The sequence below is a fragment of the Streptomyces sp. R21 genome, assembly GCF_041051975.1.
Classification (GTDB): Bacteria; Actinomycetota; Actinomycetes; order Streptomycetales; family Streptomycetaceae; genus Streptomyces.
In genome coordinates this window covers 866,408-879,289 of record NZ_CP163435.1, presented here as the reverse complement: position 1 = coordinate 879,289, position 12,882 = coordinate 866,408, and the positions used below count along the sequence as shown (strand labels likewise).

16 protein-coding genes are annotated in these 12,882 nt (G+C 71.5%); 9 read left to right on the top strand and 7 right to left on the bottom strand.

Features of this window, described 5'->3' with window-relative positions:
- The first annotated feature begins 102 nt into the window (after positions 1-102).
- The 3 genes from AB5J56_RS04160 (at position 103) to AB5J56_RS04150 (ending at position 1,833) form a co-directional block, all read left to right on the top strand.
- Positions 103-876 (top strand): TetR/AcrR family transcriptional regulator, encoded by a 774-nt coding sequence (locus tag AB5J56_RS04160; protein ID WP_369230132.1) that lies wholly within the window; start codon positions 103-105, stop codon positions 874-876.
- A gap of 23 nt (positions 877-899) precedes the next feature.
- Complete coding sequence (locus tag AB5J56_RS04155; protein ID WP_369230130.1) at positions 900-1,361, top strand: pyridoxamine 5'-phosphate oxidase family protein; 462 nt, start codon at positions 900-902, stop codon at positions 1,359-1,361.
- 79 nt (positions 1,362-1,440) lie between these two features.
- Positions 1,441-1,833, top strand: a complete 393-nt coding sequence (locus AB5J56_RS04150) for a VOC family protein (protein ID WP_369230128.1) — start codon at positions 1,441-1,443, stop codon at positions 1,831-1,833.
- 23 nt (positions 1,834-1,856) lie between these two features.
- Here the strand turns inward: AB5J56_RS04150 and AB5J56_RS04145 are convergent, their stop codons facing one another.
- Positions 1,857-2,192, bottom strand: a complete 336-nt coding sequence (locus AB5J56_RS04145) for a DUF4235 domain-containing protein (protein WP_369230126.1) — start codon at positions 2,190-2,192, stop codon at positions 1,857-1,859.
- Between the two features lie 129 nt (positions 2,193-2,321).
- On the opposite strand from AB5J56_RS04145, the gene AB5J56_RS04140 reads away from it, so the two are divergent.
- Positions 2,322-3,317, top strand: a complete 996-nt coding sequence (locus tag AB5J56_RS04140; protein ID WP_369230124.1) for a cation diffusion facilitator family transporter — start codon at positions 2,322-2,324, stop codon at positions 3,315-3,317.
- Between the two features lie 119 nt (positions 3,318-3,436).
- Here the strand turns inward: AB5J56_RS04140 and AB5J56_RS04135 are convergent, their stop codons facing one another.
- A complete protein-coding gene (locus AB5J56_RS04135) occupies positions 3,437-3,904 on the bottom strand; it encodes a nitroreductase family deazaflavin-dependent oxidoreductase (protein WP_369230122.1) in 468 nt (155 codons plus the stop codon).
- 122 nt (positions 3,905-4,026) lie between these two features.
- A complete protein-coding gene (locus AB5J56_RS04130) occupies positions 4,027-4,659 on the bottom strand; it encodes a LysE/ArgO family amino acid transporter (protein WP_369230120.1) in 633 nt (210 codons plus the stop codon).
- Positions 4,660-5,085: 426 nt separating this feature from the next.
- On the opposite strand from AB5J56_RS04130, the gene AB5J56_RS04125 reads away from it, so the two are divergent.
- Together AB5J56_RS04125 and AB5J56_RS04120 are read left to right on the top strand one after the other, a co-directional pair.
- A complete protein-coding gene (locus tag AB5J56_RS04125; protein WP_369230118.1) occupies positions 5,086-6,273 on the top strand; it encodes a cytochrome P450 in 1,188 nt (395 codons plus the stop codon).
- Positions 6,274-6,284: 11 nt separating this feature from the next.
- The gene (locus AB5J56_RS04120; protein WP_369230116.1) at positions 6,285-6,488 is read left to right on the top strand and encodes a ferredoxin; all 204 of its coding nucleotides are present in this window, start codon (positions 6,285-6,287) and stop codon (positions 6,486-6,488) included.
- A 22-nt stretch (positions 6,489-6,510) separates the two neighbouring features.
- Here AB5J56_RS04120 and AB5J56_RS04115 read toward each other — a convergent pair whose 3' ends face one another.
- Positions 6,511-7,065: a TetR/AcrR family transcriptional regulator gene (locus tag AB5J56_RS04115; RefSeq protein ID WP_369230114.1), complete on the bottom strand. Its 555-nt coding sequence runs from the start codon at positions 7,063-7,065 to the stop codon at positions 6,511-6,513.
- Positions 7,066-7,196: 131 nt separating this feature from the next.
- Between AB5J56_RS04115 and AB5J56_RS04110 the strand changes: the two genes are divergently transcribed.
- Together AB5J56_RS04110 and AB5J56_RS04105 are read left to right on the top strand one after the other, a co-directional pair.
- Positions 7,197-7,655: a nuclear transport factor 2 family protein gene (locus tag AB5J56_RS04110; protein WP_369230113.1), complete on the top strand. Its 459-nt coding sequence runs from the start codon at positions 7,197-7,199 to the stop codon at positions 7,653-7,655.
- Positions 7,656-7,694: 39 nt separating this feature from the next.
- Positions 7,695-8,246: a flavoprotein gene (locus tag AB5J56_RS04105; RefSeq protein WP_369230111.1), complete on the top strand. Its 552-nt coding sequence runs from the start codon at positions 7,695-7,697 to the stop codon at positions 8,244-8,246.
- On the opposite strand, the gene AB5J56_RS04100 is transcribed toward AB5J56_RS04105, so the two are convergent.
- From AB5J56_RS04100 to AB5J56_RS04090, 3 genes are all read right to left on the bottom strand, one after another.
- The gene (locus AB5J56_RS04100) at positions 8,232-9,170 is read right to left on the bottom strand and encodes a hypothetical protein (RefSeq protein ID WP_369230109.1); all 939 of its coding nucleotides are present in this window, start codon (positions 9,168-9,170) and stop codon (positions 8,232-8,234) included. The two genes, AB5J56_RS04105 and AB5J56_RS04100, sit on opposite strands and share 15 nt — an antisense overlap.
- 135 nt (positions 9,171-9,305) lie before the next feature.
- Complete coding sequence (locus AB5J56_RS04095) at positions 9,306-10,871, bottom strand: ArnT family glycosyltransferase (RefSeq protein WP_369242347.1); 1,566 nt, start codon at positions 10,869-10,871, stop codon at positions 9,306-9,308.
- A gap of 268 nt (positions 10,872-11,139) precedes the next feature.
- Positions 11,140-11,982, bottom strand: coding sequence for an endo alpha-1,4 polygalactosaminidase (locus tag AB5J56_RS04090; RefSeq protein WP_369230107.1), 843 nt, complete (start codon positions 11,980-11,982; stop codon positions 11,140-11,142).
- Positions 11,983-12,268: 286 nt separating this feature from the next.
- Here AB5J56_RS04090 and AB5J56_RS04085 point away from each other — a divergent pair, with 286 nt between their 5' ends.
- Complete coding sequence (locus AB5J56_RS04085; protein WP_369230106.1) at positions 12,269-12,874, top strand: NADPH-dependent F420 reductase; 606 nt, start codon at positions 12,269-12,271, stop codon at positions 12,872-12,874.
- Positions 12,875-12,882 lie beyond the last annotated feature (8 nt).

The following is a 12,882-nucleotide window of genomic DNA, read 5'->3' as shown; positions in this document are numbered from 1 at the left end:
ATGCAGGCCCGGTGACCGGAAATGAAACTGCTCGGGTACTTAACAGGTCAACGCTGTTGTCATAAGGTGCCGACACGGAGCCTGTCGGACAGGAGGAAGCCGATGAACGAGCGAGTGGTCCCGCCGGAGGCGCGCCGCCGCCGACGCCCGACGAAGACGGGGGTCGTGCTCTCCGAGGAGCTGATCGTCGAGACGGCGCTGCGGCTGCTCAAGGAGCACGGCGCCGACGCCCTCACCGTCCGCCGCCTCGGTCTCGCCCTCGGCGCCGACCCCAGCGCCCTGTACCGGTACTTCCGCGACACCGACGACCTGCTGCTCGCCATCGCCGACGAGCTCATCGGCCGTACGCTGCGCACCTGGCATCCCACCGGCGACTGGCGCGCGGACCTGTGGGACCTGGGCCTGCGGGTGCACTCCGGCGCCCTCGCGCACCCCCAGGCCGCGGTGCTCAGCGCCTACCGCGTGACCGGCCGGGTCCACGAGATCGCGGCCGTCGAGACCATCCTCGGCGTGCTGCGCGGAGCGGGCTTCCCGGACCCCGACGCCGTACGGATCTACCACGCCTTCGTCGACCAGTCCCTCGCCTTCGCCGCCCTCGACGCGGCGAGCAAGGCGCTCCCGCGAGCCGCGCGCGAGGCCGAGGCCGGCGTGTGGCACACGACCTACGCACAGCTGCCCGCCGACACCCACCCGCACATCGCCGCCACCGCCCGGCATCTGCTCGCGGACATGCGGCACAGCGCCTACCCGACCGCCCTCGACATGCAACTGACCGCGGCCGCGGCCCGGCTCGCCGAGATCACGGCGCACCGGCAGCCCCGTCGCGACCCGCCGGGGCCCGCCCCCGCGCCACTGCCCATGACCGATTCCGTATGACATCCACCAGGAGGCTGCCCCAGATGACCCCCAGCGCCCGCACCCCGAAGCAGCGCAAGCAGGACACCCTTGCCCGGCTGGAGCACGACGAGGACGCCTGGGTGTCGACGGCCGACGCCGACGGGGGAGTGCCGTATCTCGTCCCGCTGTCCTTCCTCTGGGACGGCGCGACCCTGCTCCTCGCCACCCCGGCCGCCAGCCCCACCGGCCGGAACCTGCGCACGACCGGCAGGGTGCGCCTGGGCATCGGGCCGACCCGTGACGTGGTTCTCGTCGAAGGCAGCGTCAAGACGCTGGAACCGGCCGAGCTGCCGGACGGAGTCGGCGACGCCTTCGCCGAGAAGACAGGCTTCGATCCGCGCCAACTCACCACCGCCTACCTCTACTTCCGCGTCAGCCCGCAGCGCGTACAGGCCTGGCGCGAGGCCAACGAGCTCGAAGGGCGCGAGCTCATGCGGGACGGTGAGTGGATCGTGCTGGACTGATCCCGTGAGACGGGGTACCCGAAGCGCAGGGCAGCGGGCGGCGTCGCCGCCCGCGCCCGTGACTGCGCGCGGAGGAAGCATGGCACTGGTACTGACGGGCGTCGTGGTCCTTGACTGCTCCGAGCCCGAGAAGCTCGCCGCCTTCTACAAGGATCTGCTCGAAGCCGAGGAGACGGACGCGGCCGCGAACGTGGTGGAGATCAGGAGCCCCGACGGACTGCGCATGGCGTTCCGCCGGGACGCGAAGGCGACCCCGCCGAGCTGGCCCCGCCCGGAGAACTCCCTTCAGGCCCATCTGGACTTCCTGGTGGAGGACCTCGACGAGGCCGAACGCGCGGTCATCGCGCTCGGCGGCCGCGCGCTCGAGACGAAGGACGCGTCCGGCCCGTTCGAGGAACGCGGATACGCGGATCCGGCCGGACACTCCTTCACCCTGCGCTGCGTGCGCTCCACAGCCCCCAAGATGGGCTGACGCGCCCCCGAGGCACCAGCAGCTCAGTCCCGGCCGCCCTTCTTTTCCGCCTTGTCCGAGACCGGCCAGATGCCCGTCGAACGCTCGACGGCCTTCGCTCCCGTCCGGTCCACGGCGCTGCGGACGACGGCGAAGAGGGCGCCCTGCACGGCCGCGGCGAGCAGGATCTCGCCCCAGCCACGGTCCTTGTCCAGGGCGTCCGGCGCGTCCTCCTCGTGCCGCAGCGCCTTCCATGTCGCCTGGAAGGCCCGAGTCGCGAGGGCGCCGCTCGCCCAACTCAGTGCGAAGCCAAGGGGCTTGTAAGCGAGGGGAAGCTTCAGCTTCTTCTGGTTCTTCTGCTTCTTCTGCTTCTTCGGCACCGGGGGTCTCCTCTGCTTCTCCGTCGGCGAACGCCCTGTCGCCGGAGAGTGGATCCGGCCTTGCAGTACGTTCCCCGATTTCCGCCGTCGGCACAGTGTGGGGCCGGACAACCGGGGAAATCGGCCCGAGTGACCAGGAAATCAGCGGACCGGAGAACCCGTGTCACCGTGCTGGTGGCACTCGGCGCCAACGTGCTGATCGCCTTGGCCAAGGCCGTGGGCGGCCTGTTCGCGGGCTCGCCCGCCCTTCTCTCGGAGGCGGCCCACTCGGTGGCCGACAGCCTGAACGAGGTCTTCCTCCTCGTCGCCCTGCGCCGCAGCCGCCTTCCCGCCGACCGCCGCCATCCCTTCGGCTACGGCAAGGAACGGTTCTTCTGGGCGCTGCTCGCGGCCGTCGGCATCTTCGTGATGGGCGGCTGCTTCTCCTTCTTCCAGGGCTTCGAGGCCCTGCGCGGCGGCGCCGAGGAGTCCTTCAGCGGCTATGTCGCCGGATTCGTGGTGCTGGGCGTCGCCTTCCTCTCGGAGGGGGCGTCCCTGCTCCGTGCGCTCCATCAGGTGCGCGGACAGGGCGGCACCGAAGGGATGCGTGACCCCGCCCTCCGCACGGTCGTCGCCGAGGACGGCACCGCCGTGCTCGGTGTGACCCTCGCGGGTGCCGGCATGGCACTCCACATGCTCACCGGCCAGGTCGTGTGGGAGGCGTCCGCCTCCCTCGCCATCGGAGCGCTGCTCGTGTACGTCGCCTACATCCTGGGCCGCGATGCCCGCGAGCAGCTGATCGGGCAGGCCGCCGACGCGGAGGCGAACCGTACGATACGTGCCCTGCTGGAGCGGCAGCCCGAGATCGACAGCGTCGAGTCGCTGCTCACGATGCAGCTGGGTCTCGACTCCACCCTCGTCGCCGCGCGCGTCGACCTCGTCCCCGGCCTGGACAGCGAGGAGGTCGAGGACGTCGCCGTACGGATCAAGGGCACCGTAGCCGAGGCCGTGCCCGAGGCCGACCAGATCTTCCTCGACATCACCGACGCCGACGCGGCACGCGCCGCCAAGGCGTCACGGACCGCCGCGCGCTGGAACCAGGCAGAAGAAAGCCCCGCCGCGACGGGGGAGCGCGGCGGGGCCTGACGCACGAATGCCCGGTCGGCGCCGGTTCATGCATGGCAATCCCCGACGAATTTCGGACCATCGAACGGGAGTGCGTGATTCCGCTGCGCACGGCCGCCCGTCAGCCCGGACCGCGCCGATCAGCCGGTGGGTTCCAGCACGAAGACGGGGATCTCCCGGTCGGTCTTCTTCTGGTAGTCGGCGTACGGGGGATAGGCCGCGACCGCGCGCTCCCACCACAGGGCCCGCTCCTCTCCGGTGGCCTCACGGGCCGTGAAGTCCTGGCGCACGGGCCCGTCCTGGAGCTCCACCTGCGGGTTGGCCACGATGTTGTGGTACCAGACCGGGTGCTTGGGCGCGCCGCCCTGCGAGGCGACCGCCGCGTAGCGCCCCTCGTGCTCCACGCGCATCAGCGGGGACTTGCGGATCTTGCCGCTCCGGCCGCCCAGGGTGGTGAGAACGATGACGGGCAGGTCCGCGATGGCCGGTGGCACGGGCAAGAAGCTGCCCAGCGTCAGGCCCTCGGTGCCGCCGGAGCCCTCGTAGAGCTCCACCTGATCGCGCACCCACTGCGTCGGGCTGGGTTCGTACTCGCCCTCAAGAGGCATGACTTCCGTCCCATCGTCGCGTTCGTACGAGTACTGATGTTGTTTCTGCTGTCAGGGTGCAACACCGGCACCGACGCGAATCATCCGCGACCGCCGCACCGGCCGCCGCGGACGGTTCGCGGTCACGGCGGCGACACCAGCATCCGTACGGCCAGCACCATGATCACGGTGCTGGACGCGACCGCCGTCATCAGCCGCCCCCGGTGTCCTGTCAACGCCCGGCCGAGCAGCGCCCCGCCCCCGGCGATCAGCAGTTGCCAGCTCGCGGACGCGGCGAACGCGGCGAGCACGAACACGCCTTGTTCCACCGGGTGCACCGCCTGCGTCGTACGGCTGCCGAGGACCAGCGCTGCGAAGTAGATCACGGTGGTGGGGTTGAGGAGAGTGACGCCCAGCAACGTCAGGTAGGCGCGGGCCGGGCGTGCCGGGTCCCGTCCGGACCGGGCGGCGCGCCGGCGGTCGCGATAGTGGCGGACGGCGGTCACCGCACCCCGGGCCGCCATCGCGGCCAGCACCAGGGCCGAGGCCCAGCGCAGCGGGACCAGCACCGGCTGCAGCGCGACGGCGAGCGCGGAGCCCCCGAGCGTGGCGACCAGGGCGTACAGACCGTCGGCGGTCGCCACGCCCAGCGCGGCGCACATGCCGATTCTCAGGGTCGTACGAGCGGTGAGGGAGACGAGGTAGGTCGCCACCGCTCCGACGGGCATGGCGATGCCGTAGCCCGCGAGCAGCCCCGCGACGAGCGCGGCGGTCATGACCGGGGAAGCGCAGGCCTCCACGGTCGGCCGGGCTGCTGCTGGACCCGCACCGGAGCAGCGGTGGCGGGGGTCAGCGGCAGGAAGGCTTCGGTCGTGGTCATGGCCAGATCCTGCGGCCCCGCGATCCGTCCGCGCAACCGAATATCGCACGCGTGCCGGACCTCCGGATCCGGCCGGGTCCGGCGGTGCGGAGGGGCGGGGAAGTGGCGGAATCCGGCAGGGGCCGGACGCAATCGCCAACGGCCCGGATGGCAGACGTACAGCCCGTGCGCGGTGTCCGGCCCGGGGCACCCCCGTCCGACGTCGGAGATCGGCCAGATCAGGTATCCGGCGGATGTGGCCGAACTTCGCGTGGATCTGTTAGATGCCCTGGGCATCTAATGAAGATCGGCACGAGGGAAACATCGCTTGCGAGGTCATCACATGACAGAACCCGTTGCCTTCCCCCAGGACCGCACGTGTCCCTACCACCCGCCCGCCGGCTATGACCGCCTGCGCGAGGAGCGCCCGCTGTCGCGGATCACCCTGTACGACGGCCGTGACGTCTGGGTGGTGACCGGGCACGGTGCCGCCCGTGAACTTCTCGCCGACCCGCGCCTCTCGTCCGACCGCACCCGCCCGGCGTTTCCGGCGCCCACCGAGCGTTTCCAGGCGATCCGCAGTCGCCGTCTCGCCCTGCTCGGCGTCGACGACCCCGAGCACCGCATCCAACGCACCATGATGGTCCCGAACTTCACCCTCAAACGGACCTCGGCACTGCGCCCGCGCATCCAGGACACCGTCGACCGGCTCCTGGACGCCATGGAGGAACAGGGCCCGCCCGCCGAGCTGGTGAGCGCCTTCGCGCTGCCCGTGCCCTCGATGGTGATCTGCGCCCTGCTCGGCGTCCCCTACGCCGACCACGACTTCTTCGAGGCGCAGTCGCGGAAACTGCTGCGCGGTCCCACCCTGGCCGACGCCCAGGGGGCGCGCGACCAACTCGACGCGTACCTCGGCTCGTTGATCGACCGCAAGCAGAAGGACCCCGGCGACGGGCTCCTCGACGACCTCATCCAGGAGCAGCTGCGCGCCGGGGCGGTGGACCGGACGGAGCTGGTCTCGCTCGCCACGATCCTCCTCGTCGCCGGCCATGAGACGACCGCGAACATGATCTCCCTCGGTACGTTCACGCTGCTCAGGCATCCGGAACGGCTGGCCGAACTGCGGGCCGACCCCGCGCTGATGCCCGCCGCCGTCGAGGAGCTGCTGCGCTTCCTCTCCATCGCCGAAGGGCTGTTGCGCGTGGCCACCGAGGACATCGAGGTGGGCGGGGTGGTGATCCGGGCCGACGAGGGCGTCGTCTTCTCGACCTCGGTCATCAACCGCGACACGGCCGCGTTCACGGAGCCCGACGTCCTCGACTGGCATCGCCCGCCCGGCCACCACGTCGCGTTCGGCTTCGGCATCCACCAGTGTCTCGGGCAGAACCTCGCCCGCGCCGAGATGGAGATCGCGCTGCTGTCACTCTTCGACCGGCTGCCCGGCCTGCGGCTCGCCGCACCGGTGGACGACATCCCGTTCAAACCGGGAGACACGATCCAGGGGATGCTGGAACTCCCCGTGACCTGGTAAGAGGCCCGGCCATGACCCTCGACATCACCATCGCCAAGGACGTGTGCATCGGCGCCGGTCAGTGCGCCCTCACCGCGCCCGGCGTCTTCGCACAGGACGACGACGGATTCAGCGAACTGCTCCCGGCGCGCGCCGACGGCACCGTTGACCCGATGGTCCGCGAGGCGGCCCGGGCCTGCCCGGTCCGGGCGATCACCATCTCCGGGGCGTCATAGCCGGGTTGCGCCGCCGAGTCGGCTACCGGCAGGCCCGCACCAGGAGTCGGGCGGCCTGCCGGGCCTGCTCGGCGGGCTCGGCGCTCCCGTTGATCCCGGCCGTGACCATGGCGCCCTCGGCGAGCAGGAAGAGCTGGCCGGCGAGGACGGCGGGCAGGCCCGCGTCGGTCACCAGCCCGGCCAGGTAACCCTGGAACGCCCGCTTGTGGGCGCGGACCTGGGCGGCCACGCGGGGCGATACGGCGCCCAGTTCGCCGTACGCGTTGATCCACGCGCACCCGCGGAAGTCGGGCTCGCCGAACCACAGTCGCAGCCAGTCGAACACCGCGAGGATCCGCTCCTCGGGGTCCCCGTGCCGCTCGACATGCGTGGCCAACCGCTCCCGCCAGCGAAGATCGCGCCGCTCCAGATACGCCTCTATCAGCTGGTCCTTGGCGGGAAACAGCTGGTAGAGCCGCTTGAGCGAGACCCCCGACGCGCCGCGGACGGCATCCATCCCGACCGCCTGAATACCGCGGCCGTAGAACAGCTCCTCCGCGGCATCCAGTGCCTGCTCCCGGGCTGCTGCGCTGTCCATGAGGGCCTCTCCCAACGCGCTTGACGACCTTGGCGACTCTGACGACCTTGACGCGAGAACGCGCGTTCTCTACGGTAGCAGCCACAGCCGAGAACGATCGTTCTCCCTTGTCGATCACCGAGGATGCCGCCATGACGGACCGCCCGCCCCTGCCGCCCTTCACCCGCGAGACCGCGATCCAGAAGGTCCAGGCCGCCGAGGACGCCTGGAACACCCGCGACCCCCACAAGGTCTCGCTCGCCTACTCCGAGGACTCGGTCTGGCGCAACCGCGACACCTTCGTCACCGGCCGCGCCGAGATCGTCGAGCTCCTGACGGCGAAGTGGGCTCGCGAGCAGGAGTACGCGCTGCGCAAGGACCTGTGGGCCTTCGACGGCAACCGCATCGCCGTCCGCTTCCAGTACGAGTCCCGCGACGCCGACGGCCAGTGCTGGCGCTCTTACGGCAACGAGCTGTGGGAGTTCGACGAGCACGGCCTGATGACCCGCCGCGAGGCCAGCATCAACGACGTACCCATCGAGGAGAAGGAGCGCCGCATCTTCGGCCCGCGCCCCGAGGCCGAACGCGGGACGTCCTTCCCGGTGCGCTGACCGCGAACCGCACTCTCTCGGTTTCACTAGGGTCGCCGTGTGACCGAACACGCCGGAAAACCCTTCCTCTACGTCGTCGTCTGCGCTGCGGGCATCGCGCAGGACGTCAGCAGACTCATCACCGCGGCCCAGGAACGGAATTGGGAGGTCGGCGTCATCGCGACCCCGCAGGGCCTCGGGTTCTTCGACGCCGCGGAGGTCGAGGCCGAGACCGGGCGCCCCATCCGCTCGGCCTGGCGTGCGCCGGGCGACCCGCGCCCCTTCCCGGCGCCCGACGCGGTCGTCGTCGCGCCCGCCACCTTCAACACGGTCAACAAGTGGGCGGCCGGGATATCCGACACGCTCGCGCTCGGGACCCTGTGCGAGGCGTACGGCCTCGGGGTGCCCATCGCCGTCCTGCCCTGCGTGAACGAGGCGCTCGCCGCCCACCCGGCATACCGGGCGAGCGTCGAGCGGCTGCGCGGCATGGGCGTCCGCTTCGGCGATCCCTACGCCGGGGACGAGCCGGAGGGCGGCGAGGGCGGGGAGTTCCGCTGGGAGCGGGCGCTGGACCTGTTGGTGACAGGGCCCGATCCGTCAGAGACCCTTTGACCGTGAGCAGGTGACGGTGGGTCCGGAGATCATGCCCCCGGCGGACGAGCCCTGCCCCTGGGGCATCCAGTAGCCGAGCTTGGACACGATCGCGCCGCACGCCTTCTTGACGGTCACCCGTACGACGATCGTGGAGGGGTGGCCCGGCTGGAGGTCGGTGGGGGTGCAGTCGAGCGCGAACATGTTCCGCTTCGTGGACGGATAGCGGCCGGTCAGCGGATTGACGCAGCGCGGGTCCGCCGTGGTCAGCCGCACGCCGGACGCCTCCTGGCCGATGAGCCCGAAGCGGGCGCTTCCGTCGCCCTGTTCGCTGTCGCGCGCGACGGTGTACGTCAGCGTGGTCGTGGCGTTCGCCCGCACGACGCTCCGGTCGACCGAGATGTGGTGCGTGGGGACCTGCTTCGGCTCGACGAGGGTCAGCGAGGCGTGGACCTGCCCGGTCAGGTCGACTCCGGCCGACGACGACTGGACGTGGACGGTGCCGCTGACGCGGTAGGTCGCCGGGCCCGGGTACTCCGTCCCGCCGGGAAGCGGGCCCGAGGCGACGTCCTCGCCCGCACGCCGCACGGTCCAACTCCCCGAGGTCCGGCAGGCGTACCGGACGGACTCCCCGGCCCGCCTGCACGCGGCGGGCGCGGACACCGTCATGACCCGGCTCCCCGTGCTCACGCACAGGCTGACGGCGGCCCGCTGCCCGCCCTTGCCCTTCAGCGTGCCCGCGTGCGCGCAGAGCGTGCCGGGGACGGGAGCGGAAACCGGAACGGATGCCAGGGCCGCCGGCGAGCGGTGTACGGCTGCCGCCGGGGCCGGGCCGGTGGCGGCCATGCCGAGCCCGGTGGCCAGCAGCGCCGCCACGGCACAGGCCCGGAGCGAGCCACGGGACGAAGCCCTCAGCGTCCTGCGGGATGGGGGGCGTTTCAGCACCGGTTCCTCCTCGGACGGCCGTGACCGGCCGAGTGCCGGTCCGCGCGAGTCGAGGATGCGGGACCCGCCGTACCGCCGCGGCGCTCCCACGCCGGACGGTCACCTGAGGGCAGGAACGACCGTGGCCCTACGGCATCACCCGCGGCGGTAGATCGTGATGGAGTGCCCGACCTCGTCGATCGGCGTGCTGGTGGCGATCAGCGCCGCCAGCCGGCCCCTGGCCTTGGCGACCGCGGAGTCCGAGACGACGAGCAGCCCGTGCACCTCGCTCGGCGGCGCCTTGCGCGGATCGGACGCCTCGATGCCGTAGTACGACGGCACACCGCTGCCCTTGTAGACGAGCCAGACCCTCTCGCCCGGGTGGCGCTCGCGGAGGCGGTCGGCGAGGCGGCCCAGGTCCTGGCCCCAGTCGACGTTCGAGTCGTGCAGGCGCAGATGGGTCTTCGCGGGACCGCCGAACGCCTCGTTGGAGTACGGCAGGTAGTACGGGAACGTGCGCAGGGAGCTGACCGCGACGAAGAGGATCAGCGCCGCCGCTGCCATCCGCGTCCACCGCCGGTGCACCGCGAGCACACCGGCCGCCGCGACCGCCAGGAACATCGGCACGAAGATCGCGTACCGCACGCCGAGGTCACGCGACCCGGACATCGCCGCGACCAGCAGCACAGCCGGCGGGAGGAGCAGGTACGGTGCCGCGGGCCGCAGCCGGCGGATCGCCAGGAGCGTGACGGCACCTGCCGCCCAGAGGACGAGCATCCCGAGCGGCGTCTTCACCAGCAGCGCGGTCGGCAGGTAGTACCAGAGCGAACCGCGGTAGAGCCGGCCGAAGAGAAAGCCCTCCCAGGTCGCGTACTCGAAGCCGAACTGGATGCGCATCCCGTCCCGGAACGGCCGCGGGAAGGGCATCCAGTCGATGACGAGCCCGCGCAGCCCGTGCACGGTGGGCACGTCCGCGGGCGTGGCCCAGCGCAGCCGCGGGTCGACGGCGAGATACGTCAGCCACACCACGGCCACGGCGATCAGTGCCACTCCGGCCGCCACCGCCAGACCGACCGCGACGAGCCGCACCTTGCCGCGCGCGTCGAGGCCGGGGGAGCGGCGGGCCCGCCAGACGGACACGACGACCAGGAGCAGCAGGACCGGGACCGCCGTCAGGGTGCTCATCTTCGTGGCCAGGGCCGCGCCCAGCGCCACCCCGGCCAGCGGGAGGTACAGGCGCGGCCGTCGGCGGGCACGCCACAGCAGCCAGGCCGACGTCAGCACGAAACCGGCCGCCGGAACATCGAGCGTCGCCAGCGAACCGTGCGCGATGACGTCCGGGGAGAACGTGTAGAGGGCGAGCGCCGCCAACCCGCCCGCAGGGCCCACGAGATCACGGGCGAAGGCGAGGACGACCAACCCGAACAGCAGCGTCAGCACGATCACCGGCAGGCGCGCCCACAGCATCAGTCGCCAGGGATCGTTGCCCGACTCGTACAGCAGACGTCGCCCGAGCTCCCCCTGATCGCCGCTGAGCCCGGCGTCGAGGTGCGGGTGGGCGAGAACCAGCCCGCTCGCGATGATCAGCTTGCCCAGCGGCGGATGCTCCGGGTTGAAGTGCAGATTGTGCTGCTGCGCGTAGACCACCGCGGTGCCCGCGTACACGGGTTCGTCGATGGTCGGTGTCTGTTCCACGGCCGTCGTGACCATCGCCACGGCCATCTGGGCCAGCAGCGCGACCACGGCGAGGGCGAACAGCCACCGCCGGTGGCGCAGCAGGAGGGCCCCTCGGCGCGGCGGCTCCGCAACGGCGGTCACCGGCACGCTGTCCTCGCGCCCGTCGGCCATGAATGTCGGCATGTCCCTTGTTACGTCCGCTTCGTACGCGCCCGCTCAACCGGCGGCGGGCGGATATGAGTATGCACCGACCTGTGCCTCTGCCCGGGCGGTCGCGGTGGAGGGGGGAGCCGTGTCGTGGCGGGCCCCAGCGTCAGCGCGTCTTGCGGACGTAGTCCTTGCTGCCCGGCGTCGACACATCGACATCCCGGCGCACGATGCTCAGCCGGTCGCCGAAGCCCGAACGGGCCTTGCGCAGACCGCTGTCGGTGTACTCGATGACGAGCACCCGGTCGTGGAAGGCCTTCGCGTACTCCCCGCACTCGTCCCACTCGGCGCACTCCTCGGCCACCGCGAAGTCGAGCCCGGTTCTGGACCTCTGCCCGGCCAGCTCCAGGGTGTTCTTCTGCGCGATGGCCAGATGGCGTGAGTGCGCGTGGGCCGAGAGCAGCGTGATGAACGCCGTGGCGTCGTCCGCGGTGAGCCGGTGCCGGGAGCGGGTGTAGCTGTCGTAGTTGTCCGGCTCGATCGCGTCGTAGCCCTTGGCGGCGCACCCGTCGATCCACTCGTTGATCCGGGCGGCGACGCGCTCCCGTTTGGCCGGCGTGCCGATGTCGAGCAGCACCTCGTCCCAGTCGCGGTCGACGACCAGCTTGCCCCGCGTGTCCCGCAGCAGCAGGTCGGCGGGCCACTTGCCGCGTTCGTCCGGCTGGACCTGGAAGGCGTTGACGTAGCAGATGTTGTAGAGGCCCGGCGCGGGGGAGGAGGCACGGTCGCGGCTGACGACGCGGACGCCGGACGGCGGGGGATAGGCGCCGCCGATCTGGTAGTCGAAGCCGGCGTGCAGCGGTGGCAGACGCACGGCGGTCGGCGTCGGCTTCGCCTTCGAGGCGGTGGTGCCGTCGCCCCCGGAACCGCAGCCCGCGACCGTCATCAGGGCGACCAGCAAGGCGGCCGTCTTGAATCCTCCGACACGGGCAACACGCTTGACGGACAAGTCCGCTCCATCAATGGCGAGTACGACCCCGCCTCGGACGCTCCTGTCGTCCTGGCGACTCGGTCCGGACTTGGACTCTCGTCCGCTACCGGCTGGGCGCACCTCTGGGCGTCGAGCGCGCGGCCCGACAGGCCAGGATCAAATCGTCCGCCGCCGTCTCGCGTCAAATGGAACCCCGTGCTGGAACCCCGTGCGCGAAGGCCAGTCACCTGACAGAAGAGCCGGTCAGCGCCCCGGGCCGAAGCTGACCATGGCCGTACGGCGCTTGAGAGGGAAGGCAGCGCGCATGCCCATCGGAATCATCGGGTCCGGAGCCATCGGGCAGGCCCTCGCCGGGCGGTTCGTCGCGGCCGGGGAGGAGGTCGTGATCAGCAACAGCCGTGGCCCCCGGTCGCTGTGGGGCCTTGCCTCCTCGCTGGGGACCGGGCTGAAACCAGGCACGGTCGGCGAGGCGGCGAGCGAGGAGGTCGTCGTTCTCGCCGTGCCCTGGCGGCGGTTGCACGAGGCGGTGAGCGCGGCGGGCGCACCGGACTGGCAGGAGCGGATCGTCATCGACACCACCAACCCGCTCGGGTCGCCCGACACGGAGGTGGCCGACCTCGGCGGCCGTACCTCCAGCGAAGTCGTCTCCGACCTCGTGCCCGGCGCCCGCCTCGTGAAGGCCTTCAACACGCTGACCCCGGCCGTGCTCGGGGCCGATCCCCGCACTCCCGCCGGACGCCGGGTGATCTTCCTGTCCGGGAACCACGCGAGCGCCAACGAACGCGTCGCCCGGCTCGCCGCGCGCGTGGGCTGGGCGCCGATCGACCTCGGATCGCTGGCGGGCGGCGGGCGTCTCCAGCAGCTTCCGGGCGGCTGCCTGCCGATGCTCCCGCTCCTCATGGAACCCTGACCGAGGGC